The organism is Pseudomonas sp. MIL9 (assembly GCF_016887925.1).
Lineage (GTDB): Bacteria > Pseudomonadota > Gammaproteobacteria > Pseudomonadales > Pseudomonadaceae > Aquipseudomonas > Aquipseudomonas mohnii.
Genome location: NZ_JAFEHE010000016.1, coordinates 93828 through 117694, shown reverse-complemented (window position 1 = coordinate 117694; position 23867 = coordinate 93828). Strand labels below are relative to the sequence as shown.

Annotated in this window: 17 protein-coding genes and 2 tRNA genes; 5 read left to right on the top strand and 14 right to left on the bottom strand. The window is 60.0% G+C overall.

Annotated elements, in window-relative coordinates:
- Positions 1 to 53: 53 nt before the first annotated feature.
- From JQF37_RS18210 to rnr, 9 genes are all read right to left on the bottom strand, one after another.
- Positions 54 to 3326 carry a transglutaminase family protein gene (locus JQF37_RS18210; protein WP_130204913.1) on the bottom strand — a complete coding sequence of 1091 codons (3273 nt, stop codon included), beginning with the start codon at positions 3324 to 3326 and terminating at the stop codon, positions 54 to 56.
- A gap of 220 nt (positions 3327 to 3546) precedes the next feature.
- Complete coding sequence (locus JQF37_RS18205; RefSeq protein WP_130204915.1) at positions 3547 to 5847, bottom strand: YgiQ family radical SAM protein; 2301 nt, start codon at positions 5845 to 5847, stop codon at positions 3547 to 3549.
- 191 nt (positions 5848 to 6038) lie between these two features.
- Complete coding sequence (gene dnaB / locus JQF37_RS18200; RefSeq protein WP_077045379.1) at positions 6039 to 7436, bottom strand: replicative DNA helicase; 1398 nt, start codon at positions 7434 to 7436, stop codon at positions 6039 to 6041.
- Between the two features lie 134 nt (positions 7437 to 7570).
- Positions 7571 to 8017: a 50S ribosomal protein L9 gene (gene rplI / locus JQF37_RS18195; protein ID WP_007939577.1), complete on the bottom strand. Its 447-nt coding sequence runs from the start codon at positions 8015 to 8017 to the stop codon at positions 7571 to 7573.
- Positions 8018 to 8036: 19 nt separating this feature from the next.
- Complete coding sequence (locus JQF37_RS18190; RefSeq protein WP_047536780.1) at positions 8037 to 8930, bottom strand: hypothetical protein; 894 nt, start codon at positions 8928 to 8930, stop codon at positions 8037 to 8039.
- Between the two features lie 36 nt (positions 8931 to 8966).
- Positions 8967 to 9197 carry a 30S ribosomal protein S18 gene (gene rpsR, locus JQF37_RS18185; protein WP_002551829.1) on the bottom strand — a complete coding sequence of 77 codons (231 nt, stop codon included), beginning with the start codon at positions 9195 to 9197 and terminating at the stop codon, positions 8967 to 8969.
- A 28-nt stretch (positions 9198 to 9225) separates the two neighbouring features.
- Positions 9226 to 9648, bottom strand: coding sequence for a 30S ribosomal protein S6 (gene rpsF / locus JQF37_RS18180; RefSeq protein WP_008035342.1), 423 nt, complete (start codon positions 9646 to 9648; stop codon positions 9226 to 9228).
- 314 nt (positions 9649 to 9962) lie between these two features.
- Positions 9963 to 10730: a 23S rRNA (guanosine(2251)-2'-O)-methyltransferase RlmB gene (gene rlmB / locus JQF37_RS18175; RefSeq protein ID WP_130204917.1), complete on the bottom strand. Its 768-nt coding sequence runs from the start codon at positions 10728 to 10730 to the stop codon at positions 9963 to 9965.
- Positions 10727 to 13363 (bottom strand): ribonuclease R, encoded by a 2637-nt coding sequence (gene rnr / locus JQF37_RS18170; protein ID WP_130204919.1) that lies wholly within the window; start codon positions 13361 to 13363, stop codon positions 10727 to 10729. Before rnr ends, rlmB begins: the two co-directional genes overlap by 4 nt.
- 225 nt (positions 13364 to 13588) lie before the next feature.
- Between rnr and JQF37_RS18165 the strand changes: the two genes are divergently transcribed.
- The 5 genes from JQF37_RS18165 (at position 13589) to JQF37_RS18145 (ending at position 16779) form a co-directional block, all read left to right on the top strand.
- Positions 13589 to 13675 (top strand) — tRNA-Leu (locus JQF37_RS18165).
- Between the two features lie 166 nt (positions 13676 to 13841).
- Positions 13842 to 13928: transfer RNA gene (locus JQF37_RS18160), tRNA-Leu, on the top strand.
- Between the two features lie 22 nt (positions 13929 to 13950).
- A complete protein-coding gene (locus JQF37_RS18155; protein WP_130204921.1) occupies positions 13951 to 14142 on the top strand; it encodes a hypothetical protein in 192 nt (63 codons plus the stop codon).
- Positions 14143 to 14203: 61 nt separating this feature from the next.
- Complete coding sequence (locus JQF37_RS18150) at positions 14204 to 15214, top strand: extracellular solute-binding protein (protein ID WP_130204923.1); 1011 nt, start codon at positions 14204 to 14206, stop codon at positions 15212 to 15214.
- Positions 15214 to 16779, top strand: coding sequence for an iron ABC transporter permease (locus tag JQF37_RS18145; protein ID WP_130204925.1), 1566 nt, complete (start codon positions 15214 to 15216; stop codon positions 16777 to 16779). The genes JQF37_RS18150 and JQF37_RS18145 overlap by 1 nt, the downstream gene beginning before the upstream one ends.
- A 46-nt stretch (positions 16780 to 16825) precedes the next feature.
- On the opposite strand, the gene JQF37_RS18140 is transcribed toward JQF37_RS18145, so the two are convergent.
- From JQF37_RS18140 to hflK, 5 genes are all read right to left on the bottom strand, one after another.
- Entirely contained in the window at positions 16826 to 18760 is a 1935-nt protein-coding gene (locus JQF37_RS18140; RefSeq protein ID WP_130204927.1) for a methyl-accepting chemotaxis protein, read from the bottom strand.
- Between the two features lie 150 nt (positions 18761 to 18910).
- Positions 18911 to 20203 carry an adenylosuccinate synthase gene (locus JQF37_RS18135; RefSeq protein WP_130204929.1) on the bottom strand — a complete coding sequence of 431 codons (1293 nt, stop codon included), beginning with the start codon at positions 20201 to 20203 and terminating at the stop codon, positions 18911 to 18913.
- Positions 20204 to 20257: 54 nt separating this feature from the next.
- A complete protein-coding gene (locus tag JQF37_RS18130; RefSeq protein ID WP_130204931.1) occupies positions 20258 to 21445 on the bottom strand; it encodes an ATP phosphoribosyltransferase regulatory subunit in 1188 nt (395 codons plus the stop codon).
- A 304-nt stretch (positions 21446 to 21749) separates the two neighbouring features.
- Positions 21750 to 22619 carry a protease modulator HflC gene (gene hflC, locus JQF37_RS18125; protein ID WP_090465431.1) on the bottom strand — a complete coding sequence of 290 codons (870 nt, stop codon included), beginning with the start codon at positions 22617 to 22619 and terminating at the stop codon, positions 21750 to 21752.
- A complete protein-coding gene (gene hflK / locus JQF37_RS18120) occupies positions 22619 to 23791 on the bottom strand; it encodes an FtsH protease activity modulator HflK (RefSeq protein ID WP_204149734.1) in 1173 nt (390 codons plus the stop codon). Before hflK ends, hflC begins: the two co-directional genes overlap by 1 nt.
- Positions 23792 to 23867: the final 76 nt, after the last annotated feature.

Here is a 23867-nt window from a genome sequence, read left to right as displayed (position 1 = left end):
AACGCAGGCTCATGACGCCCGGATAGACGAAACATCCGGGCGTCGCGTACGGTTTAGAAACGTCGTAAATCAAGCGTCATCGGCAGTTCGTCGTTAATTTCCAGAATCGGTACAGGAAGTTTCCCGGGGGTGTGTCCGATCCGGAAGAAGCGCGCCATCCGGCGGCTCTCGGCCTCGTTGGCATTGACCGGCAAGCTGTCGTAGTTGCGCCCGCCCGGATGGGCCACGTGATACTGGCAACCGCCCAGCGAACGCCCCATCCAGGTGTCGAGCAGGTCGAACACCAGCGGCGCATGCACGGGAATGGTCGGTTGCAGGCAATTGGCCGGTTGCCATGCGCGGAAACGCACCCCGGCGACAAACTCACCGACGCGCCCGGTGGGCTGCAGCGGCACCGGAATGCCGTTGCAGGTCAGTAAATAACGCTGTGGCGGCAAGCCGTTGAGTTTGACCTGCAGACGCTCCAGGGACGAATCCACGTAGCGCACCGTGCCACCGACCGCGCCCTCCTCGCCCAGTACATGCCACGGCTCAAGTGCCTGGCGCAGTTCCAGCGCAATGCCACTGACGGCGTAATCGCCGACCTTGGGAAAGCGAAACTCCAGATGCGCCGCGAACCACTCGGCCCGCACCGGATAACCGGCGGCGTTGAGGTCGACGATGACATCGGCGAAATCCTGCTCGATAAAGTGCGGCAACAGGAACCGGTCGTGCAGCTCCGTGCCCCAGCGCGCCAGTTTCGGCGGCGCATAGGGTTCGCGCCAGAAACGTGCGACCAGCGCCCGCAGCAGCAGCTGTTGAGCCAGGCTCATGCGTGCATGCGGCGGCATTTCAAAGGCACGCAACTCGAGCAAGCCCAAGCGCCCCGTAGCGCCGTCCGGCGAGTAAAGCTTGTCGATGCAGAACTCGGCGCGGTGAGTGTTGCCCGTCACGTCGATCAACAGATTGCGCAGCAACCGGTCGACCAGCCACGGCGCGCATTCCTCGCCGGGTTGCGGCATCTGGGCAAAGGCGATTTCCAACTCATACAGGGCATCGTTGCGCGCTTCATCGACCCGTGGCGCCTGCGATGTCGGGCCGATGAACAGCCCGGAAAACAGGTAGGACAAGGACGGGTGGTTATGCCAGTAGCTGATCAGGCTGCGCAGCATATCCGGACGCCGCAGGAACGGTGAGTCGGCCGGTGTCGCGCCACCCAGTACGAAATGGTTACCGCCACCGGTGCCGGTATGCCGGCCATCGATCAGAAATTTCTCGGTGGTAAGTCGGGTTTGCCGTGCCTGCTCGTAAAGAAATTCAGTGCGCTCGACCAATTCATCCCAGGTGGCGGACGGCTGCACGTTGACCTCGATCACCCCCGGGTCCGGCGTGATGCGGAAGTTGCTCAAACGCGGATCGCTCGGCGGTTCATAGCCTTCCAGCAATACCGGGCAATGCAGCTCCTCAGCGGTGGCTTCAATCGCGGCGACCAGTTCGAGGTAGTCCTCAACCCGCTCCAGCGGCGGCATGAACAGGTACAAGCGACCTTCCCGCGCCTCGGCGCAGAACGCGGTGCGGGTCAGCCAGTCGGCGGATTCATCGATTTTCGGTGCACGATCAACCACAACGGCAGCGCCCTGGCTTTGCAATTGAGCAGTGTCGGGCAAATCCGGGAAATCCTGGTTCGGGTCCTGCGGATGAATGAACGGATACTCCGCCGCTTTCACCCAGGGTTGCGAGCCGAGGGGCAGGCGATAGCCCAGCGGTGAATCCCCCGGCACCAGGCGACAGTGCTCGTCGCGCAGGTACCAGCGCCCGCTCTGCCACTGGTCGCCCTTGGCGGTCCGCGCCAGCGGCAAGACCTGGCCAATCACCTTGTCCAGGCCCTGGCTGAAGACTTTACGCAGTCGCGCACGCTCCAGCGGTTCCTCCAGACGTGAATCTTCGGCGCTGACGTTCTGCGGCAAGGTGCCTTCGCGCCAGAGGTAATAGAAATTGTCTTCGTAGGCGGGAAACACAAAACGTGTCGGAATTTTCAGGCGTTCAGCGACACTCGCCAGGAATCGTCCGGCCAGTTCGCCATCGGCGCCATAGTCTTGCTGCTCGTCGGCGATCAGCGCGCTGTTGTGCCAGATCGGCACCCCGTCGCGGCGCCAGTAGCAGTTGAGCGACCAGCGCGGCAGTTGCTCACCGGGGTACCACTTGCCCTGGCCGAAATGCACCAGGCCTTTGGGCGCGTAATGCTGACGCATGCGCTGGAACAGTTCGGCAGACAGGCGACGTTTGTCCGGCCCCAGCGCCGCGGTGTTCCACTCGGCACCGTCCGGGTCATCGATGGAGACGAACGTCGGTTCTCCGCCCATGGTCAGGCGGACATCGCCTTCCAGCAAGTCGGCATCGATCTGCCGGCCCAGGCTCTGAATCGCCAGCCACTGCTCTTCGGTGTAGGGCTTTGTGACCCGAGGCGCTTCCCAAATCCGCTCCACGGACATTTCGTGGCTGAATTGGCACTCGCACGGCTCCACCAGGCCACTGATCGGTGCCGCTGAGGACGGATCGGGACTACAAGCCAACGGAATATGGCCTTCACCGGCAAACAGCCCGGAGGTCGCATCCAGGCCGATCCAGCCGGCGCCGGGCAAGTACACCTCGCACCAGGCGTGCAGGTCAGTGAAATCCACATCCGTGCCCGAGGGTCCGTCCAGGCTTTTGACGTCGGCCGTCAGCTGGATCAGGTAGCCGGAGACAAAACGCGCGGCCAGTCCGAGGTTGCGCAGCAGTTGCACCAGCAACCACGCGGAATCGCGGCAAGACCCGGAAGCGTGCTCAAGGGTGTGCTCGGGCGTTTGCACGCCCGGTTCCATGCGGATCAGGTAGCCGATGTCTTCACTCAGTCGCTGATTGAGCGCGACGAGGAAATCCACAGCGGGTAACGGTGTGCGGTCGATACCCTCCAGGTACGCCTTGAACTTCGGCGTCAGCGGCAAGGTTTCCAGGTAGGGCGCCAGCTCCTTGCGCTCGTCGGCGGCATAGGCGAACGGAATTTTTTCCGCGTAGGGCTCAAGGAAGAAATCGAACGGATTGAACACCGCCATTTCTGCCACCAGGTCGACTTCGATCCGCAGCTCATCGGTTTTTTCCGGGAACACCAACCGCGCCAGGTAATTGCCCTGGGGGTCCTGCTGCCAGTTGATGAAGTGTTGCTCGGGCGAAACCTTCAGCGCATAGGACAGAATCCGCGTGCGACTGTGGGCGGCCGGGCGCAGGCGAACGATCTGCGGACCGAGCTCAACGGCTCGGTCGTAGCGGTAATGCGTAACGTGATGCAATGCGACATGAATCGACACGGCGTGCCTCCTGCGAGCCCTAAGCGTATGTGAAAGCGCGCAAGACTTATGCCACCCAGCCGTGCTGGCGCTTTCTCCGGTTACTGGAGGCAGTACAGCACCAAAATCGGGCGAGGCGGGAAATTGGTTTGGCGACGCTGCACATATTTGTGGCGTTACGCGGCCCGGAAATGCAAAACGCCAACCCGAAGGTTGGCGTTTTGTTCAGCCCAAGCGCGGTTTAGCGCGGTACGACCGGTTTGCGAGCCGGTTTCGGCCCTTTGCCTTTGGCCGCATCCTTGCGCTCCTTGGCCGCCTGCTGGTTACGGGCGAATGCCGCAGCCTTGGCTTGTTCACGCTTGTCCCACGGGTTGCCACCGTCGCTGGCGCGTGGCGGCAGGCCGGTGTGCTGGGTCAGGATCTTGGTCGTTTCCTTGGCCACTTTATGGCTGCCGGCCGGCGTCGAGTTCTTGCGACGGGCACTCTGGTAGCTGTCGGTGGACGGCTGGTGCAACGGGATCAACTGGTTCTTGCCCGGCCCGATCAGGTCGCTGCGGCCCATGCGGATCAACGCTTCACGCAGCATCGGCCAGCCTTTCGGGTCGTGATAACGCAAGAACGCCTTGTGCAGACGGCGCTGCTCTTCGCTCTTGACGATGGTCACCGCGTCAGACTTGTAGGTGACCTTGCGCAGCGGGTTCTTGCCCGAGTGGTACATCGCGGTGGCCGTGGCCATCGGCGACGGGTAGAACGCCTGCACCTGGTCGGCACGGAAACCATTGCCCTTGAGCCACAGGGCCAGGTTCATCATGTCTTCGTCGGTGGTGCCTGGGTGGGCAGCGATGAAGTAAGGAATCAGGTACTGCTCTTTGCCGGCTTCCTTGGAGTACTTCTCGAACATGCGCTTGAACTTGTCATAGCTGCCGATGCCCGGTTTCATCATCTGGTTGAGCGGACCTTCCTCGGTGTGTTCCGGGGCGATCTTCAGGTAACCGCCGACGTGGTGGGTCACCAGCTCTTTGACGTATTCCGGCGACTCGACCGCGAGGTCGTAACGCAGGCCGGAAGCGATCAGGATCTTCTTCACACCCGGCAAGGCACGGGCACTGCGATACAGCTGAATCAGCGACGAGTGATCGGTGTTCAGGTTCGGGCAGATACCCGGGAACACGCACGACGGCTTGCGGCACGCGGATTCAATTTCCGGGGTCTTGCAGGCGATGCGGTACATGTTCGCGGTCGGGCCGCCAAGGTCGGAGATGACGCCGGTAAAACCTGGAACCTTGTCACGAATTTCTTCGATTTCGCGAATGATCGACTCTTCGGAACGGTTCTGGATGATCCGGCCTTCATGCTCGGTGATCGAGCAGAAGGTGCAGCCGCCGAAGCAGCCACGCATGATGTTCACCGAGAAGCGGATCATCTCGTAGGCCGGGATTTTCTCCTTGCCATAGGCCGGGTGCGGAATGCGCTGATAAGGCATGCCGAACACGTAGTCCATTTCTTCGGTGGTCATCGGAATCGGTGGCGGGTTGAACCAGACGTCCACTTCGCCGTGCTTCTGGACCAGGGCACGGGCGTTGCCCGGGTTGGTTTCCAGGTGCAGCACGCGGTTGGCGTGAGCGTAGAGCACCGCGTCGTTACGGACCTTTTCCACCGACGGCAGACGGATCACGGTCTTGTCGCGGGTCATCTTGGGACTTGCCAGGATCTGCACGACCTTGGCTTCCTGCGGATCCTCAACCGGACCTTTTTCCTGCTCGATGGCGCAGGCAGAGGTGTCCTGGGTGTTGACGTACGGGTTGATGATCTTGTCGACCTTGCCCGGACGGTCAATGCGCGTGGAGTCGACTTCGTACCAGTCTTTCGGCGTGTCGCGACGGATGAACGCGGTGCCGCGCACGTCAGTGATGTCTTCGATCTTGTGACCGTAGGACAGGCGCTGGGCGACTTCGACAATGGCACGTTCGGCGTTGCCGTAGAGCAGGATGTCGGCGCTGGCGTCGATCAGGATCGAGTTGCGAACGCGGTCTTGCCAGTAATCGTAGTGAGCGATGCGGCGCAGGGACGCTTCGATGCCGCCGAGCACGATAGGCACGTGCTTGTAGGCTTCCTTGCAGCGCTGGCTGTAAACCAGGCTCGCGCGGTCCGGTCGCTTGCCCGCCAGGCCACCCGGCGTGTAGGCGTCATCGGAACGGATTTTCTTGTCGGCGGTGTAGCGGTTGATCATCGAGTCCATGTTGCCGGCCGCGACACCGAAGAACAGGTTCGGCTCGCCGAGCTTCATGAAGTCGTCTTTGGACTGCCAGTTTGGCTGGGCAATGATCCCGACGCGGAAGCCCTGGGACTCCAGCAGCCGGCCGATGATCGCCATGCCGAACGACGGGTGATCGACATAGGCATCACCGGTGACGATGATGATGTCGCAGGAATCCCAGCCAAGCTGATCCATCTCCTCCCTGCTCATCGGCAGGAATGGCGCTGGCCCGAAACATTCGGCCCAGTACTTGGGATAGTCAAATAACGGCTTGGCTGCTTGCATGTCGATAACCGGTGTTGGCTTTCATTGAATTTCGCGGGCGCGGAATATAGCACAAATTTTGACCAATTCCGACGGCTATGGTCGGAAATTGCGCCACGCCCATTCGCGAGCAGGCTCGCTCCCACAAAGGAACGCATTCCAGAGTGGGAGCGAGCCTGCTCGCGAAGGCGTCAGCTCAGACGATGAGAGATTTATTCATCATCATCGAAGTTATAGCTACCCGGTGCCAGGTTCTCGAACCGGGTGTACTTGCCGATGAACGCCAGGCGGATAAAGCCGATCGGCCCGTTCCGCTGCTTGCCGATGATGATTTCGGCGATGCCTTTGTGCTCGGTTTCCGGGTGGTACACCTCGTCGCGATACACGAACATGATGACGTCGGCGTCCTGCTCGATCGCTCCGGATTCCCGCAAGTCGGAGTTCACCGGGCGCTTGTTCGGCCGTTGTTCCAGGGAACGGTTGAGCTGGGACAACGCCACCACCGGGCAGTTGAATTCCTTGGCCAACGCCTTCAGGGACCGGGAGATCTCGGAAATCTCGTTGGTCCGGTTGTCGCCGCTGGAACCGGGGATCTGCATCAGTTGCAGGTAGTCGATCATGATCAGGCCGACATCACCGTGCTCACGCACCAGACGCCGGGTCCGGGCGCGCATTTCCGACGGGCTGATGCCGGCGGTATCGTCGATGAACAGCTTGCGGTCGTTGAGCAGGTTGACCGCCGAGGTCAGGCGCGGCCAATCGTCGTCTTCCAGCTGGCCGGAACGGACCTTGGTCTGGTCGATGCGCCCCAGGGACGACAACATACGCATGATCAGCGATTCACCTGGCATCTCCAGCGAGTAAACCAGAACCGCTTTCTCGCTGCGCAGCACGGCGTTTTCCACCAGGTTCATCGCAAAGGTGGTTTTACCCATGGATGGACGGCCGGCCACGATGATCAGGTCGGCCGGTTGCAGGCCGCTGGTTTTCTCGTCGAGGTCGGTGTAGCCGGTGGACAGGCCGGTGATGGCGTTGTCGGTGTTGAACAGGGTGTCAATGCGGTCGATGGCCTTGGTCAGCAGTTCATTCACACCCACCGGGCCACCGGTTTTAGGCCGGGCCTCGGCGATCTGGAAGATCTGCCGTTCAGCTTCATCGAGGATTTCTTCGGCTGTACGCCCTTCCGGATTGAAGGCGCTGTCGGCGATTTCGGTACTGATACCGATCAGTTGGCGCAGCGTCGCGCGTTGGCGAACGATCTGCGCATAGGCCTTGATGTTGGCGACGGACGGCGTGTTTTTCGCCAGTTCGCCGAGGTAGCCAAGGCCGCCAACTTGCGACGTCTGACCTTCCTTGTCCAATTGCTCGGCCAGGGTCACGACGTCGATCGGCGAGTTCTGATCGGCCAGTTTGGCGATCGCACGGAAGATCAGGCGGTGGTCATGTCGATAGAAATCACCGTCGGAGACTTGATCAAGCACGCGTTCCCAGGCGTTGTTGTCCAGCATCAGACCACCGAGTACAGCCTGTTCGGCTTCGATGGAGTGCGGCGGCACTTTTAGCGCGGCGGTTTGCAGATCGTATTGCTCGGGAGCGGAAATTTCGTTCATGGCCACTTGGTATTTTTTGGAGAAGCTGGGGTTAAAAAACGGAACTGCCAGAAAGACAAAGGGCACGACCTGTAAACAGGATCGTGCCCGATGTTACCGGCAAGCACCCGAGGGTGCCAGCCGACAAGTGCTGCTTAAGCTGCTACCACGACAACGCGTACGGTGGCTTCAACTTCGGCGTGCAGGTGCACGGCTACGTCGAATTCACCTACGTTGCGGATGGTGCCGTTCGGCAGACGAACTTCGCTTTTTGCAACTTCAACGCCAGAGGCGGTCAGTGCATCAGCGATGTCGTGAGTACCGATCGAACCGAACAGCTTGCCTTCGTCACCAGCGGTGGCAGTGATAGTCACTTCCAGCTCAGCCAGTTGGGCAGCGCGGCTTTCAGCCGATGCTTTACGGTCTGCTGCAGCTTTTTCCAGCTCAGCGCGACGCTCTTCGAACGCAGCCAGGTTGGCTGGGGTCGCAGCGGTAGCTTTGCCGTAAGGCAGCAGGTAGTTACGACCGTAACCAGCCTTAACGTTCACTTTGTCACCCAGGTTGCCCAGGTTGGTGACTTTTTCCAGAAGGATCAGTTGCATGTGAAAATCCTCTTAACTTTTAACCTTCACCGTTCGCGTTATCGGCGTCTTTCGGCGCCAGACGACCGCGAAAATCAATCAGGCTGTCGACGATGGCCAGGACCACCAGCAACGGATAGATCAGCTGCATGAACAGCAACAGCGTGACGTACAACCCCACCAGCCAGAATCTGGCCAGTCGCTTTTGCGCCACCAGCCCGTGAATCAGGGCCAGCCCGGCGAAAACCAGCGGTACGCTGCACAACGGCACGAGCATGGACATCTGGACACCGAAGTTCGGTGTCACAACCATGCCGGCCAGCAGCAACATCGCGGGACCCAGCGGGATTCGAATGGCGCGAAACTCGCGACCGAAACCACCCGGGTTGTACAACAACGCCTGCCAGTAGCGCCCGACAATCAGGCTCAGCACACTGACGATTTGCAACAAAGCCGCAATCAGGCCGGTCAGGATAGGTGCAATCAGGGACGCGAAACGCGCTTGCTCGTCTACCGACATCTTCTGGTAGACCTCACCGAGTAGCGACGGCATGACTTTTATCAAAGCCTGCGCCAGCATCTCGATCTGAGGACCAAAAGCCGTCCCCAGCACCACTGAAAACACCACTCCCATCGCTATGCTGACCAGCAGCACGCGGTTCCAGGACTCGCTTGCGCGCAAAACCAACGCAAGGCTCGCAGACCCCAGCAGCACCAGAAGTGCCCGTGGATCGTCGAATTTCAGCCACCAGATCAACGCCGGCAGCAGCCCCAGAGCAAGAACGCCCAGGGCGTCCCTCAATCCGCGCCGCAGGAGCACAAGGCATCCGGCGGCAGCACCCAACCAATACAACAACGGCAATGCCGCGCATCCGGCCACTACCAGAGTGGCCTGCATACGGCCCCGCATGATGAACTCAGCTAAGGCACGCATACATTCAATCCTTTGCTACGTGTCGACTGCCCGGTCTCAGCGGCCGTGGCTGTCGGTGTAGGCCAGCAGGGCCAGGAAGCGGGCGCGCTTGATAGCGGTGGCCAGCTGACGCTGATAACGAGCTTTGGTACCGGTGATGCGGCTTGGAACGATTTTGCCGGTCTCGGATACATAAGCTTTCAGAGTGTTGAGATCTTTGTAATCGATCTCTTTCACGTCTTCAGCGGTGAAGCGGCAGAATTTACGACGACGGAAGAAACGTGCCATGTAATTGGCTCCTCAAAAGGTCCGTGGATTACTCGTCAGCGTTATCGCTGTTGTCGCTGTCATCACCATCAACGCCTTCAGCGTCGGAGTGCTCAGGACGGTCGCGACGCTCACGGCGCTCACTGCGGTTTTCTTCAGCCTTGAGCATCTCGGATTGGCCGGTAACGGCTTCTTCGCGACGGATGACCAGGTTACGGATCACTGCATCGTTGTAGCGGAAGTTGTCTTCCAGCTCGGCCAGGGCCTTGCCAGTGCACTCAACGTTCAGCATCACGTAGTGAGCCTTGTGAACATTGTTGATTGCGTAGGCCAGTTGACGACGGCCCCAATCTTCCAGACGGTGGATTTTGCCGCCGTCTTCTTCGATCAGCTTGGTGTAACGCTCAACCATGCCGCCGACTTGCTCGCTTTGATCCGGGTGGACCAAAAAGATGATTTCGTAATGACGCATGAATGCTCCTTACGGGTTGTAGCCTGCCGCTCAAAAGCGGTCAGACAAGGAGTGAATGACACTTATGGACTTGTGGACGCTAGACACATGTGTGCCTGCCATCGCAGCAAGGGGCGCAATTGTAGAGAAGGGGCGAGAGAGGCGCAAGGTAATTGGTGATTATTTGAACAGTTCGTTTGCCCGCCATTCTTTGGCTGGGCACAAACCATTGCGGGAGCGAGCTTGCTCGCGATGAGGACGCAATATTCAACATTGATGCCGAATGTTACACCGCTATCGCGAGCAAGCTCGCTCCCACAGGGATTGCAGCCGGATCAGGCCTTCTTGGCGGCAGTCGCAGCCTTGACGCGGCGCTGACGCTGCGCCTCGAACAGACAGACGCCCGTCGCCACGGAAACGTTGAGACTGCTGACGCTACCCGCCATCGGCAAATTCACCAGGTAGTCGCAATGCTCGCGGGTCAGGCGGCGCATGCCCTTGCCTTCGGCGCCCATGATCAGGATGGTCGGGCCCGTCAGGTCCTGGTCATACAGACTGACTTCGGCCTCCCCTGCCGTACCGACAATCCACAAGCCACGCTGCTGGAGTTTCTCCAGGGTGCGCGCCAGGTTGGTCACGGCGACCAGCGGAATCACTTCCGCAGCACCGCAGGCGATTTTTCGCACAACCGGCGTCAGGGTCGCCGACTTGTCCTTCGGAACAATCACCGCCAGCGCGCCCGCCGCGTCGGCGGAACGCAGGCAGGCACCCAGGTTGTGCGGATCGGTCACGCCGTCGAGCACCAACAGCAACGGCGCACCTTCGGTACGGTCGAGCAGCTCGTCGAGCATCGCTTCGCCCCAGACCTGGCTCGGGCTCACATCCGCGACCACACCCTGGTGCACACCTTCGACCCAGGCGTCCATTTCACGGCGCTCAGCCTGGCCGACCTGGACACGATTCTCGTTGGCCAGTTCGATCAACGTCTGTACGCGCGGATCACTGCGGCCTTCGGCCAGCCAGATCTGCTTGACGCGTTTCGGGTGATGACGCAGCAATGCTTCTACAGCGTGCACGCCGTAGATTTTTTCCAACTGACTCATGGCTTGGCCTTAGGTTTACGCGCCCCGCCACTTTTGGCTGGGGCCGAGCCCGCTTTTGGCGGGCCTTTACGATGTTTGCTCGGTTTGGCAGGTTTGCCGCCGACGGCCTTTTCAGGCGTCGACCGTCCGGTCTTTCCCGCAGACGCCGCTTTACCGCCGCTTTTCGCATCGGCCAGCAAGGCCTTCTTCATTTCACGGCTTTTGCGCACTTCGGCGTTTTTCGCCGCGGCATCGCTTGGGCGATAGGCCTCTACAGCCTTTTCTCTGGCAGGACGACGACCGGCTTTCTCCGGCACCGGCTCTGCGGCTGTTTTTGCAGCAGATGCCGCTGGCGCCGCAGTTTCAGTACCGCGTTTTTTACGACCGATCGGCGCGCTGAGGGTTTTTTCGGCCATTTCGAAGTCGATCTTGCGTTCATCGAGATCGACGCGCATGACCCGCACTTCAACAGTGTCACCCAGACGGAAGCTGCGACCGGTACGCTCACCGGCCAGGCGGTGATGCACAGGATCGAAGTGGTAATAATCGCCCGGCAGCGCGGTGACGTGCACCAGGCCTTCGACGTAGATATCGGTCAGCTCGACGAACAGGCCAAAACCCGTCACTGCGGTGATCACACCCGGGAACGACTCGCCCACGCGGTCTTTCATGAACTCGCACTTGAGCCAGTTCACCACGTCGCGGGTCGCTTCGTCCGCACGGCGCTCGCTCATCGAGCACTGCTCGCCGAGTTGCTCCAGGGCCGCTTCGTCGTACGGATAGATACGCGCCTTCGGAATGGTCATCGCGCCAGCACGACGAACGTGCGGGGTGTCCTGTTTCGAATGGATGACGCTGCGGATTGCCCGGTGAGTCAGCAAGTCCGGGTAGCGGCGGATCGGCGAGGTGAAGTGGGTGTAAGCCTCGTAATTCAGGCCGAAGTGGCCCTGGTTATCAGCGCTATACACCGCCTGGCTCAACGAACGCAGCATGACGGTCTGGATCAGGTGGAAATCCGGACGATCCTTGATACCGGCCAACAGTGCCTGGTAATCCTTCGGCGACGGGCCGTCCTTGCCTTTATGCAGGGACAGGCCGAGCTCACCGAGGAAGGCACGCAGTTTTTCCAGGCGCTCCGGTGGCGGACCATCGTGGACGCGATACAGTGCCGGGATTTCGTGTTTTTTCAGGAATTCGGCAGTGGCCACGTTGGCCGCCAGCATGCATTCCTCGATCAGCTTGTGGGCATCGTTGCGCACGGTCGGGCGAATTTCCGCGATCTTGCGCTCGGAGCCGAAGATGATCCGGGTTTCCTGGGTTTCAAAATCGATCGCGCCACGCACATGACGGGCCGCCAGCAGAACCTTGTACAGCGAGTACAGCTGCTTGAGGTGCGGCACGACGTCGGTGTACTCGCCACGCAGCTTGCGCGCTTCGGTGGCTTTCGGCGTTTCGAGCATGGCGCTGACTTTGTTGTAAGTCAGGCGTGCATGGGAGTGGATCACCGCTTCGTAGAAGCAGTAGTCGGTCATTTCGCCGGTTTTGGAGATGGTCATCTCGCAAACCATGGCCAGACGATCGACCTGCGGGTTCAGCGAGCACAGACCGTTGGACAGCTGCTCAGGCAGCATCGGGATCACGCGCTCGGGGAAGTACACCGAGTTGCCGCGCACCTGGGCTTCAGCGTCCAGCGCCGAACCGAGCTTCACATAGCTGGATACGTCGGCAATCGCCACGTACAACTTCCAGCCACCCGAGAACAGTCGCAACTTGCCCTTACGGGCTTCGCAATAGACCGCGTCATCGAAGTCACGGGCGTCTTCGCCGTCGATGGTGACGAACGGCAGATGACGCAGGTCGATGCGCTTCTCTTTGTCTTTCTCTTCGACTTCGGGCTTGAGCTTGGCCGCTTCCTTGAGCACCGCCTCAGGCCAGACGTGAGGAATGTCGTAAGTGCGCAGGGCGACGTCGATTTCCATGCCCGGCGCCATGTAGTTACCCACGACTTCAACCACATCGCCCTGAGGCTGGAAGCGTGGCGTCGGCCAGTGAGTGATCTTCACTTCGACGAACTGACCGATCTGGGCGTTGGCGTTGCGACCCGGCGTCACCAGCACTTCTTGCTGGATCTTCGGATTGTCGGCAACCACGAAACCGATACCGCCCTCTTCGAAATAGCGCCCGACGATGCTCTCGTGAGCACGGGACACCACTTCGACGATCATGCCTTCGCGGCGACCGCGACGGTCGAGGCCGGAAACCCGCGCCAGGGCACGGTCGCCATCGAACACCAGACGCATTTGCGCCGGGCTCATGAACAGGTCGTCACTGCCATCGTCCGGAACCAGGAAACCGAAGCCGTCACGGTGACCGCTGATGCGGCCCAGGATCAGGTCGAGCTTGTCTACCGGTGCATAAGTGCCACGACGGGTATAGATGAGTTGAGCATCGCGCTCCATGGCGCGCAGGCGGCGGCGCAGGGCTTCGATCTGGTCCTCTGTGGTCAGACCAAACTCTTCGACCAACTGCTCGCGGTTAGCAGGCGAACCTCGATCAGCAAGGTGCTGAAGGATCAGTTCGCGGCTAGGAATAGGGTTTTCATATTTTTCCGCTTCACGAGCGGCCTCGGGATCGAGGGACTGCCAATCGGCCATTAGAGAGTTTTCACCTTGTCTATATACGGGTTAGTTTGGCATAGGCGTAATGAAACGGGAAATTTCAGGCTATGACAGCCCTTCTAAAGCCCTTTATCGACGTCACAAAGCTGATTTGAAGACCGCCGGTGAAATTTTTCAGGTTTTTTTGATGTCGGGGGTTTACAGTTAAAAAGACGCTCCGTATAGTGCGCGCCATCGACGACGGACAACGTTGCCGATACTGCCCAGATGGTGAAATTGGTAGACACGCCAGCTTCAGGTGCTGGTGGCCTTACGGCCGTGGAAGTTCGAGTCTTCTTCTGGGCACCAATTTCGAGCTTGAGATTAGATCAATTTCAAGGCTCACACAAAAACCCGCGAAAGCGGGTTTTTGCATTTAAGGCCGTTGATTTATTTATTTTAAATCAGGGGTTTACAGATCAAATTGCGCTCCGTATAGTGCGCCACATCAACAGCGGCAACGCTGAAGATGAATGCCCAGATGGTGAAATTGGTAGACACGCCAGCTTCAGGTGCTGGTGGCCTTACGGCCGTGGAAGTTCGAGTCTTCTTCTGGGCACCAATTCAAATTCAAGGTTACGACCTTGAATTTCACAGAAACCCGCGAAAGCGGGTTTTTGCGTTTCTGGCTTTCAAAAAATCAACACCCCCTTGTAGGAGCGAGCCCGCTCACGATGGACGCTAACGAAAACGCGGGGCAACTGAAGCACCGCGTTGTCCTGTCGTTTTTCGCGAGCAAGCCCGCCCTGCCACAAGAATCAGCAGTGCGCATTTGAGAAACAATATCGTTTATCATTGTTGCAAGTTTTTGCAATGCGACAGTGAGGAACCCTGCGAATGATGTTTCGAAATACCCTGCGCCGCAGCCTGACCCTCAGCCTGCTCGGCCTGGCACTCGCCACACCCCTCACCCAGGCCGCCGACCCGGTTTCCCTGACCCTCTATAACGGGCAACACAAGGAAGTCGGCGATGCCATCGCCAAAGCCTTCGAAACCAGGACCGGCATTCACGTCAACGTGCGCAAAGGCAGCAGCAACCAGCTGGCCAGCCAGGTCGTCGAAGAAGGTGATCGCTCCCCCGCCGACGTGATCTACACCGAAGAATCACCGCCACTGAACAAACTCGGCGAACAAGGCCTGCTGGCTCAGACCGACCCAGCCACGCTCGCCGTGCTGCCCAAAGAGTACGTCGCCGGCAATGGCACCTGGATCGGCATCACCGCCCGGGTCCGGGTCGTCGCCTACAACCCGACACTGATTGATGAAAAAGACCTGCCCAAGTCGGTGATGGGTTTCTCCGACCCGAAATGGCAAGGCAAGGTCGGCTTCGTGCCCTCCAGCGGCGCGTTTCAGGAGCAGGCGGTTGCGATCATCAAGGTTCACGGCATGGACGCCGCCGAAGAGTGGCTGACTGGCCTGCGCGCATTCGGCAAGACTTACAGCAACAACATGGTCGCGCTTAAAGCAGTAGAAAACGGCGAAGTCGCCACGGTACTGGTCAACAATTACTACTGGTTCGCCTTGCAGCGCGAAAAAGGCCAGCTCGACTCGAAACTGCACTACTTCACCGGAGGCGACGTCGGTGGGTTGATCACGGTGTCCAGCGCCGCTGTACTGAAATCCAGCAAGCATCCAAAAGAAGCCCAGCAATTGCTCGCCTACATGGCCAGCGAAGAAGGGCAGCGCGTGATCACCCAGACCACCGCCGAATACCCGCTGCACAAAGGCATGGAGTCCGATCGCGGCCTCAAGCCATTCAGCGAACTGGAGGCACCAAAAGTCACTCCGGCCGATCTCGGTAACGCCGAAGAAGCCCTGGACCTGGAACGCGACGTTGGCCTGAACTGATGAGCGCATCGCTTTCCGCTTCCGCCATGCGCAGTGCTTACAGACCTCGACGCAAGTGGCCTTCAATCTGGTTGCTGCTACCGGTCATGGTGCTGGTTGTGCTCAGCCTGCTGCCGCTGGCCTATGTCGGGCTCAAGACCTGGCAAGCGGGATGGGCCGAGGCAGTGCACCTGCTTTGGCGGCCCTACGTGTTCGGCTTGCTGCACAATACCCTGGCACTGATGCTCGGCGTGACGCTCGCCAGCGGCCTGATCGGCCTGTCGCTGGCCTGGCTGCTTGAACGCAGCAATCTGACGGGCCGGCGACTGTGGGGCGTGGTCCTGTGTCTGCCATTCGCCGTTCCGGCGTTTGTCAGCAGCTTCACCTGGGTTTCGCTGAGCGCCCACTTCGAAGGGCTGGGCGGGGCGATCCTGGTGATGACACTGTCCAAATACCCGCTGATATTTCTGCCCGTGGCGGCGACCCTGCGCAACCTCGATCCCTGCCTGGAAGAATCCGCCCGCACCCTGGGGCAGAATCGCTGGGGTGTGTTCCTCAAGATTACTCTCCCTCTGCTCTGGCCATCGCTGCTGGCCGGTTCATTGCTGATCGCCTTGCACATGCTGGTGGAATTTGGCGCACTGTCGATCATTGGCCTGCAAACCTTCACCACCGCGATCTATCAACAGTTTGAGCTGGAGTTCAGCAACGCCAATGCAGCGATGCTCTCGGCGATATTGCTGGCGTTGTGCCTGGCACTGCTGTGGCTGGAGCTGCGCGTGCGTGGCAAGGGCCGGCATGTGCGTACCGGCCAAGGCGCGGCACGACAGGCGGAACAGGTTCGTCTCGGTCAATGGGCGATGGCCGGACAACTTTACTGCGCGTTGCTCGCGATCATTGGCAGCGGCATCCCATTGGGCATGCTTGGCTACTGGCTGGCCGTGGGCTCCTCGGCGGCATTCCCGGCGGCGGCCATTGGCGAGGCATTGTTTTCATCCCTGGCACTGTCGCTGGGTGGCGCAGCGCTGTGCCTGGTGCTGGCGGTGCCGGTGGGCTTGCTGGTGGTGCGCTATAAAGGCCAACTGGCTATCTGGGCCGAACGCCTGCCCTATCTGCTGCATGCACTGCCTGGCCTGGTGATTGCGCTGGCCCTGGTGTATTTCGCCCTGCACTATGTGCCGATGCTGTATCAGACTTCGGCGCTGTTGCTGATCGCTTATGCGCTGCTGTTTCTGCCCTTGGCTCAGGCGCCGATTCGTACGGCACTGAACAAGGCAGCGCCACAACTGGAAGAGGCGGCACGCACGCTGGGATCGTCGTCATTCAGTGCGTTTTGCCGGGTGACCCTGCCGATCATCTTTCCAGCGCTGGGTGCGGCTTTTGCGCTGGTATTTCTTGATGCGATGAAGGAGCTGACGGCGACGTTGTTATTGAGTCCAACCGGGCTCAACACACTGGCAACGGAAGTCTGGGCGCATACCGCGAACGTGGAATTTGCGGCGGCGGCGCCTTATGCGGCGTTATTGATATTGGTGTCGGGGCTACCCGTTTATTTATTAACAACCCGGATGTATTTGAGCCGCTGATCAAGCAAAAGATCGCAGCCGCCCAAGGCTGCGATCTTTTGCTCATTCAAGCCCTGAACTGCCCCAGACTCGCCTTCAACTGCGCTGCCAAGCCGTCCAGCACCTTGCCACTGGCCGTGGTTTCCACCACTGCCTGAGCCGCTTTCTCGGCCTGCGCATGAATGGTCTCGACCCGACCACGCACCGCTTGCGCACCCTGAGCCTGTTGCGCAGCGGCCTGGGTCGCCAGACCGATCGCCGCATGCACTTGCTCCACCGAGGCCTGCACTGATTGCTGAAGACGCGCACTGTCCCGCAGCACCAACAAGCCTTCGTCCGCTTGGCGCCCAGCCTGGCCAATCGCCGCCACCGCCTCCCGTGCACCCTGCTGCAAGGCCACAATGTGCGCCTGAATATCGCCGGTAGAGCTCTGGGTCTTGCTCGCCAGTGCCCGCACTTCGTCCGCCACCACCGCGAACCCGCGCCCGGTCTCACCCGCGCGCGCCGCTTCAATGGCCGCATTCAGTGCCAGCAGGTTGGTCTGCTCGGCAATCCCGTGAATGACCGTCAGCACCACCTCAATCTGCTCGCTTTGTTGCGCAAGTCGCTCGATCACCTGTGCTCCGGTTTCGACTTGACCCGCCAACGCCTCGATCAGACTGCCGACTTTTGCGGAAGTCCGGGTGTTTTCGTCAGTGGCCTGACGGATATCCACGACCTGTTTCAAAGCCGCCTGCATGGCCTGGCTTTCAGATTGGGCTTCGTCTGCCATTTGCGACAAAGCACGCAGACTCTCGGCCACTTCATCGCGCTGCATACCCGCCGCGGCATCGGCTCCGGCATTGCGCAGGGTCATGGCGCCGATTTCCACGCCGGTCCGCTGGGCTACGTCGCCGGCTTCACGCACGATCGGCTGCAACTTATCCACAAACCGATTGACCGCCGACGCCATGTCGCCGATCTCGTCCTTGCTGTTGATTTGCACGCGCTTGGTCAGATCACCCTCGCCCGCCGCCAGGTCATCCATGGCGATAATCAGCATTCTCAAACGATTGACCACTCGACGCCCAAGCACCACCGCCAGCAACAGCAGGACACCAAAGCCCACGACCGCCAGACAGATACCGATACGCCAGCGCAGGGTGGCCGCGGCTTCCTGCACGGTACTGGTGGTATTGGCTTTCATTTCAGCCGCCGTGGACTGAGCCGACTGCAGTCGCGAACGCATGGCGGTCGCACTATCGGCCGCCGCGCCCTTCAGACTGTCACCCACCAATTGATCGCTGCTGGCGATCAAGGCGGAGAAACGCTTGTCCAGGGCCGCCAGATCAGCTTCCACCGACGCGGTCGATACGCCCATCAAGACCTTGCCGATTTCCACGCCATTGGGGTTGATCGAGGCTTCGATGTAGAAGACCGAAGGATCGTTCTTCGCCGCATCCAACACCTTGTCCAGCGCCCGCTCACCCTGACCCTTCTCCAGAAGCGCCTTGTTGATCGGGTTTTCCCGGTTGAGGTAGCGCGTCAGATGCTGACCCGTGGCGTCGTCATACACCACGAACAGTACATTGGGATTGCGCTGGGCCCTGCGCGCGAACTCGGACAAGGTTGGAATGTCGTTGTCCCACATGGCGCGCGGTGCAACCGATGCCAGGAGTTGCGCCATGTCGCCGGCGGAATCCTTCAGGTCCTTTTCCAGGGTTGCGCGCAGCTGTGCCTGCTCTTCCTCCAATCGCGAGGACAACCCGGCCGTGAGGCGTTGACGGGTACTGGTGGAGAGGCTATCGAGGCTCGACGTGACTTCTCGCCCCGCCTGCTCAAGCTCGCCGGAAAGTTTTTGACTGTCCGCGCCCAGGCGCATGCCCAAATCGGCTTCCAATGCGGTCACCGTGCTCCGTGTCAGAGCGACCGCCACGACCACTTGCACCAATAGAGCGATACCAAGCGTAACGAACACAGGCCTCAACAAACGGCTTTGTAACAATGAGAGAACGGCCGACACTAGAAATCCCTCTGCTTTGGCGCCATTAAATTGATAGCACACCTGAAAGGAGGCTCTTTTCAATGTTCACAGCAAAGGTCATGCCGTTCAGCAGGCAAAAACGACAAAGGGCCCGATTATGGGCCCTTTGTGTTTCACATCAATGTCTTATCAAGCAAACGGATGACGCAGAACGATGGTTTCGTTGCGGTCCGGGCCCGTCGAAATAATGTCAATCGGCGCGCCGACCAACTCTTCGACACGCTTGATGTAGTTGCGTGCAGCCTGAGGCAGCTCTTCCAGGGTCTTGGCACCCAGGGTCGATTCACTCCAGCCCGGCATTTCTTCGTACACCGGCTCCAGGCCGATGTAGCTGTCGGCGTCGGTCGGTGCGTCGATCACTGCGCCGTCCTGATTCTTGTAGCCAACACAGATGTTGATGGTTTCCAGGCCGTCCAGTACGTCCAGCTTGGTCAGGCACAGGCCCGAGATGCTGTTCACATCGATGGCGCGACGCAGGATAACGGCATCGAACCAGCCGCAACGACGGGCACGGCCGGTGGTTGCACCGAACTCGTGGCCACGCTTGGCCAGGAACGCGCCAACGTCGTCGAACAGTTCAGTCGGGAACGGACCCGAACCGACGCGCGTGGTGTAGGCCTTGGTGATGCCGAGGATGTAGTCCAGGAACATCGGACCAACACCCGAACCGGTCGCGATACCGCCAGCGGTGGTGTTGGAACTGGTGACGTACGGGTAGGTACCGTGGTCGATGTCCAGCAACGAACCCTGGGCGCCTTCGAACATGATGTCCTTGCCAGCGCGACGCAGCTGGTGCAGCTCGGCGGTGACGTCCAGCATCATCGGCTTGAGCAGCTCGGCGTATTCCATGCACTCGTCCAGTGTCTTCTGGAAGTCGATTGCAGGCTCTTTGTAGTAATTGACCAGTACGAAGTTGTGGTAGTCCAGCAACTCGCCCAGCTTGGCGGCAAAACGCTCGCGGTGGAACAGGTCACCGATGCGCAGGCCACGACGTGCAACCTTGTCTTCGTAAGCCGGGCCGATGCCGCGACCGGTGGTGCCGATCTTCAGCTCGCCACGCGCTTTTTCACGGGCCTGGTCCAGCGCGACGTGATAGGACAGGATCAGCGGGCAGGACGGGCTGATACGCAGGCGCTCACGCACCGGCACACCTTTCTCTTCCAGCTTGTTGATTTCCCGCAGCAGGGCGTCAGGTGCAACCACCACGCCGTTGCCGATCAGGCACTGCACGCCTTCGCGCAGCACGCCCGACGGGATCAGGTGCAAGACGGTTTTTTCGCCGTCGATCACCAGGGTGTGGCCAGCGTTGTGGCCACCCTGGTAGCGCACTACGGCGGCAGCATGTTCGGTCAGCAGATCAACGATCTTGCCTTTGCCCTCATCACCCCATTGGGTGCCCAGGACTACGACATTCTTACCCATAACACTTGTCCTCATTCGCGCAAACTTGGTGCCGGCGGTGGCCGGCAGGAAAACTCAAGAAGCCAGTGGCGATACTTGCCAAAGCCCGTTCTGCTGAATCAATTGCCGGTCGCAGTCCGCTTCACGGGCGGCGGCCAAAGGTTGTCCAGGCAAGGCCTGAACGACACGCTGACCCTCACTGCGCAACTGGCAAACCTGCTGCCAGAGTGCCGCATCCGTACTGTCAGGCATCCAGATACCGCCAGACGGTAGCTCGATTTCAGCACGCCCCAGGGTCACCAGGGTTTTCAAATCGGTGGAAAAGCCGGTTGCCGGACGGGCACGACCGAAATCGGCGCCGATGTCGTCGTAACGACCGCCCTGGGCAATGGACTGGCCAACACCCGGCACGAACACGGCGAACACCACACCCGTGTGGTAGTGATAGCCGCGCAATTCGCCCAGGTCGAAGTACAGCGGCAAATCCGGGAAACGCATGGACAAACGCTCGGCAATCGCCAGCAAATCGTTCAGCGCCGCCAGAACCGGGGCCGGTGCCCCCGCCAGACGCTCACGCGCAGCGGCCAGTACTTCGCGACCGCCGCACAGGTCGACCAACGCCCGCAGCATGCCCGACAAATCGGCAGGCAAACCCTCGGTCAAGGTAATGACCTCGTCGATGGCCTTGCGTTGCAATGCATCGAACAACTGCTGTTCGACTTCACCGGACAAACCGGCTGCGCGAGCCAGGCCGCGGTAGATGCCGACATGACCGAGGTCCATGTGCACGTCCGGCACATCGGCCAGTTGCAGCATCGCCAGCATCAGGCTGATGACTTCGACATCGCTGCCGGGGCTGCCATCGCCGTACAACTCGGCGCCCAGCTGGATCGGGCTGCGCGAGGACGACAAGGCGCGTGGCTGAGCATGCAGCACGCTGCCGGCATAGCACAGACGACTCGGGCCTTCGCGACGCAGGGTGTGCGCATCGATACGCGCCACCTGCGGCGTGATGTCCGCGCGAAAACCCATCTGCCGGCCCGACTGCGGGTCGATGACCTTGAAGGTACGCAGATCCAGGTCCTGGCCCGCGCCGGTCAGCAGGGATTCCAGGTACTCGATATGGGGAGTCACGACAAATTCGTAACCCCAGCTCTGGAACAGATCCAACACCTGGCGACGCGCAACTTCAATGCGCGCCGCTTCCGGTGGCAGTACTTCTTCGATGCCATCTGGCAGCAGCCAGCGGTCTACCGTTGCCATTACGCCATTCCCCTATATCCGGGCGGCCAGCCAGCCCTCGGCCGAGCCTTGAGTGAAGCAGAAAATGATTGTTCCGCGCATGAACAACGGAGCGAAAAGCCTTCAACCGGCTTCGCCAACCACTTTCCTCGAAAAACCTGTCGAGCCTTTAGACTCGTACGTTTGCACCAAAAACAGCAATCAAACGTGCAGACGCAAAAAAGCCGGGAATTTCCCGGCTGCCGCATCATACACACGTTTTGCCAAAGGATCACCCCGCCAGAGGCGTTAGCCGCCCGGCGGAATGATTCGGGTCAACGCCGTATCAAGGCTTGGCTTTTTCCAGGTAGTGGAAGAAGTCACTGCTTGGGTCGAGGACCATGACGTCGGATTTATTCGCAAAGCTTTCACGGTAGGCGCGCAGGCTACGGTAGAACGCGTAGAACTCCTGATCCTGACCATAGGCCTTGGAATAGATCGAAGCGGCCTGGGCATCACCGTCACCGCGAATCTCTTCAGATTCACGATAGGCTTCAGCCAGCAACACGCGGCGTTGACGATCGGCGTCGGCACGGATGCCTTCAGCCAGCTCGTTACCCTTGGCGCGGTGCTCGCGAGCTTCACGCTCACGCTCGGTGCTCATACGCTCGAACACGCTACGGTTCACTTCCTTCGGCAGATCGATGGTCTTGACCCGAACATCGACAACTTCGATGCCCAGCTCTTTTTCAGCCATCTTGTTCAGCGAAGCCGTGATATCCGCCATCAGCGCATCACGCTCACCCGACACCACTTCGTGCAAGGTGCGCTTACCGAACTGGTCACGCAGACCAGACTCCAGACGACGGGACAGGCGCTCGTCGGCAATTTGCTTGAGACCGGATGTCGCGGTGTAGAAACGCTCAGCGTCCTTCACCCGCCACTTGGCGTAGGCATCGACCATCACGGCTTTCTTTTCCAGCGTCAGGAAGCGTTGTGTCGGTGCATCCAGCGTCATCAGGCGTGCGTCAAATTTACGCACCTGGTTAACGTAGGGCACTTTCACATGCAGGCCAGGTTGTACATCGGCCTGAACCACACGACCGAACTGCAGCAACACCGCACGCTCGGTCTGAGCCACGATGTAGAAGCAGTTCCAGGCAGCGATCGCCACGACGACGCCGACAATAAGGGCGATCAGCGATTTATTGCTCATCAGCGACTCTCCCTGGTACGTGCTTGCTGTTGCTGCAGATCAGCTGCCGCACGCGCATTTGCTTCATTGCTGGTGGCTGCCGCACCGGTCACTGGAGTGCTGGTGTTGCGACCACTTTCGACCATTTTGTCCAGCGGCAAGTACAGCAGATTGCTCTGGCCATTCTTGTTGCCGGTCACCAGCACCTTGCTGGTTTTGCTGAAGACTTCCTGCATGGTGTCCAGGTACAGACGCTGACGGGTCACTTCAGGAGCCTTGCGGTACTCGGCAACGAGTTTGGTGAAGCGGTCAGCCTCACCCTTGGCGCGCGAGACGGTTTCGTCACGGTAGCCATTGGCGTCTTCGAGAATGCGCTGGGCCTGACCACGAGCTTCCGGCACGACGCCGTTGGCATAGGTTTCAGCCTGGTTGCGCGAACGCTGCTCGTCTTCACGGGCGCGGATCACGTCATCGAAGGCTTCCTGGACTTCGCGCGGTGCCGCTGCGCTCTGTACGTTGACCTGGGTGACGGTGATACCGGTGCGATAGGTGTCCATGAAGCGTTGCAGACGTTCCTTGATTTCGCTGGCCATCAATTCACGACCTTCAGTCAGCACCTGGTCCATCGCGGTGGAACCCACCACATGGCGCAAGGCGCTGTCGGTCGCGTGCTGCAGACTGATTTCCGGCTGATCGACGCTCAGCACGAAGTCCTGCAGGTTGCTGATCTTGTACTGCACGGTCAGCGGCACTTCGACGATGTTTTCGTCTTCGGTCAGCATTTGACCCTGCTTGGTGTACGCACGCTCACGCGTGACGTTTTCCATGTACTTCTTGTCGATCGGCGGGAAATAGATATTCAGGCCCGGGCCGACGGTTTCGTAGTACTTGCCGAAGCGCAGCACGACGGCCTGCTCCTGCTCGTCCACGACATAGACCGCGCTGTACAGCCACATGGCCGCCAGCACGACCAGGCCGATACCGAGCAGGCCGCCAAAGCCGCCACTCTTGCCCGGACCACCGCCGTCATCACCACGTTTCTTACCACCACCGAACAACCCGTTCAGGCTTTCCTGCAGCTTTCGGAAGGCCTCGTCGAGATCCGGTGGTCCCTTGCGGTCGCCATTGTTGCGACGCTTGCCACCCCAAGGATCCTGATTATTCGAGTTGCCACCCGGCTCATTCCAAGCCATAGCGCTCTCCATCTGATAAAGCAAAGACGCACCCACGGCGCGCCGACCAATGCTACAGAATGCCTGTCACCACGGC

Excerpts from the sequence above, each read along its gene's own strand:
- JQF37_RS18205 (WP_130204915.1), bottom strand. The coding sequence starts at position 5,847 with ATGCAAGCAGCCAAGCCGTTATTTGACTATCCCAAGTACTGGGCCGAA.
- dnaB (WP_077045379.1), bottom strand. The coding sequence starts at position 7,436 with ATGAACGAAATTTCCGCTCCCGAGCAATACGATCTGCAAACCGCCGCG.
- rplI (WP_007939577.1), bottom strand. The coding sequence starts at position 8,017 with ATGCAACTGATCCTTCTGGAAAAAGTCACCAACCTGGGCAACCTGGGT.
- JQF37_RS18190 (WP_047536780.1), bottom strand. The coding sequence starts at position 8,930 with ATGCGTGCCTTAGCTGAGTTCATCATGCGGGGCCGTATGCAGGCCACT.
- rpsR (WP_002551829.1), bottom strand. The coding sequence starts at position 9,197 with ATGGCACGTTTCTTCCGTCGTCGTAAATTCTGCCGCTTCACCGCTGAA.
- rpsF (WP_008035342.1), bottom strand. The coding sequence starts at position 9,648 with ATGCGTCATTACGAAATCATCTTTTTGGTCCACCCGGATCAAAGCGAG.
- rlmB (WP_130204917.1), bottom strand. The coding sequence starts at position 10,730 with ATGAGTCAGTTGGAAAAAATCTACGGCGTGCACGCTGTAGAAGCATTG.
- rnr (WP_130204919.1), bottom strand. The coding sequence starts at position 13,363 with ATGGCCGATTGGCAGTCCCTCGATCCCGAGGCCGCTCGTGAAGCGGAA.
- JQF37_RS18150 (WP_130204923.1), top strand. The coding sequence starts at position 14,204 with ATGATGTTTCGAAATACCCTGCGCCGCAGCCTGACCCTCAGCCTGCTC.
- JQF37_RS18145 (WP_130204925.1), top strand. The coding sequence starts at position 15,214 with ATGAGCGCATCGCTTTCCGCTTCCGCCATGCGCAGTGCTTACAGACCT.
- JQF37_RS18135 (WP_130204929.1), bottom strand. The coding sequence starts at position 20,203 with ATGGGTAAGAATGTCGTAGTCCTGGGCACCCAATGGGGTGATGAGGGC.
- JQF37_RS18130 (WP_130204931.1), bottom strand. The coding sequence starts at position 21,445 with ATGGCAACGGTAGACCGCTGGCTGCTGCCAGATGGCATCGAAGAAGTA.
- hflC (WP_090465431.1), bottom strand. The coding sequence starts at position 22,619 with ATGAGCAATAAATCGCTGATCGCCCTTATTGTCGGCGTCGTCGTGGCG.
- hflK (WP_204149734.1), bottom strand. The coding sequence starts at position 23,791 with ATGGCTTGGAATGAGCCGGGTGGCAACTCGAATAATCAGGATCCTTGG.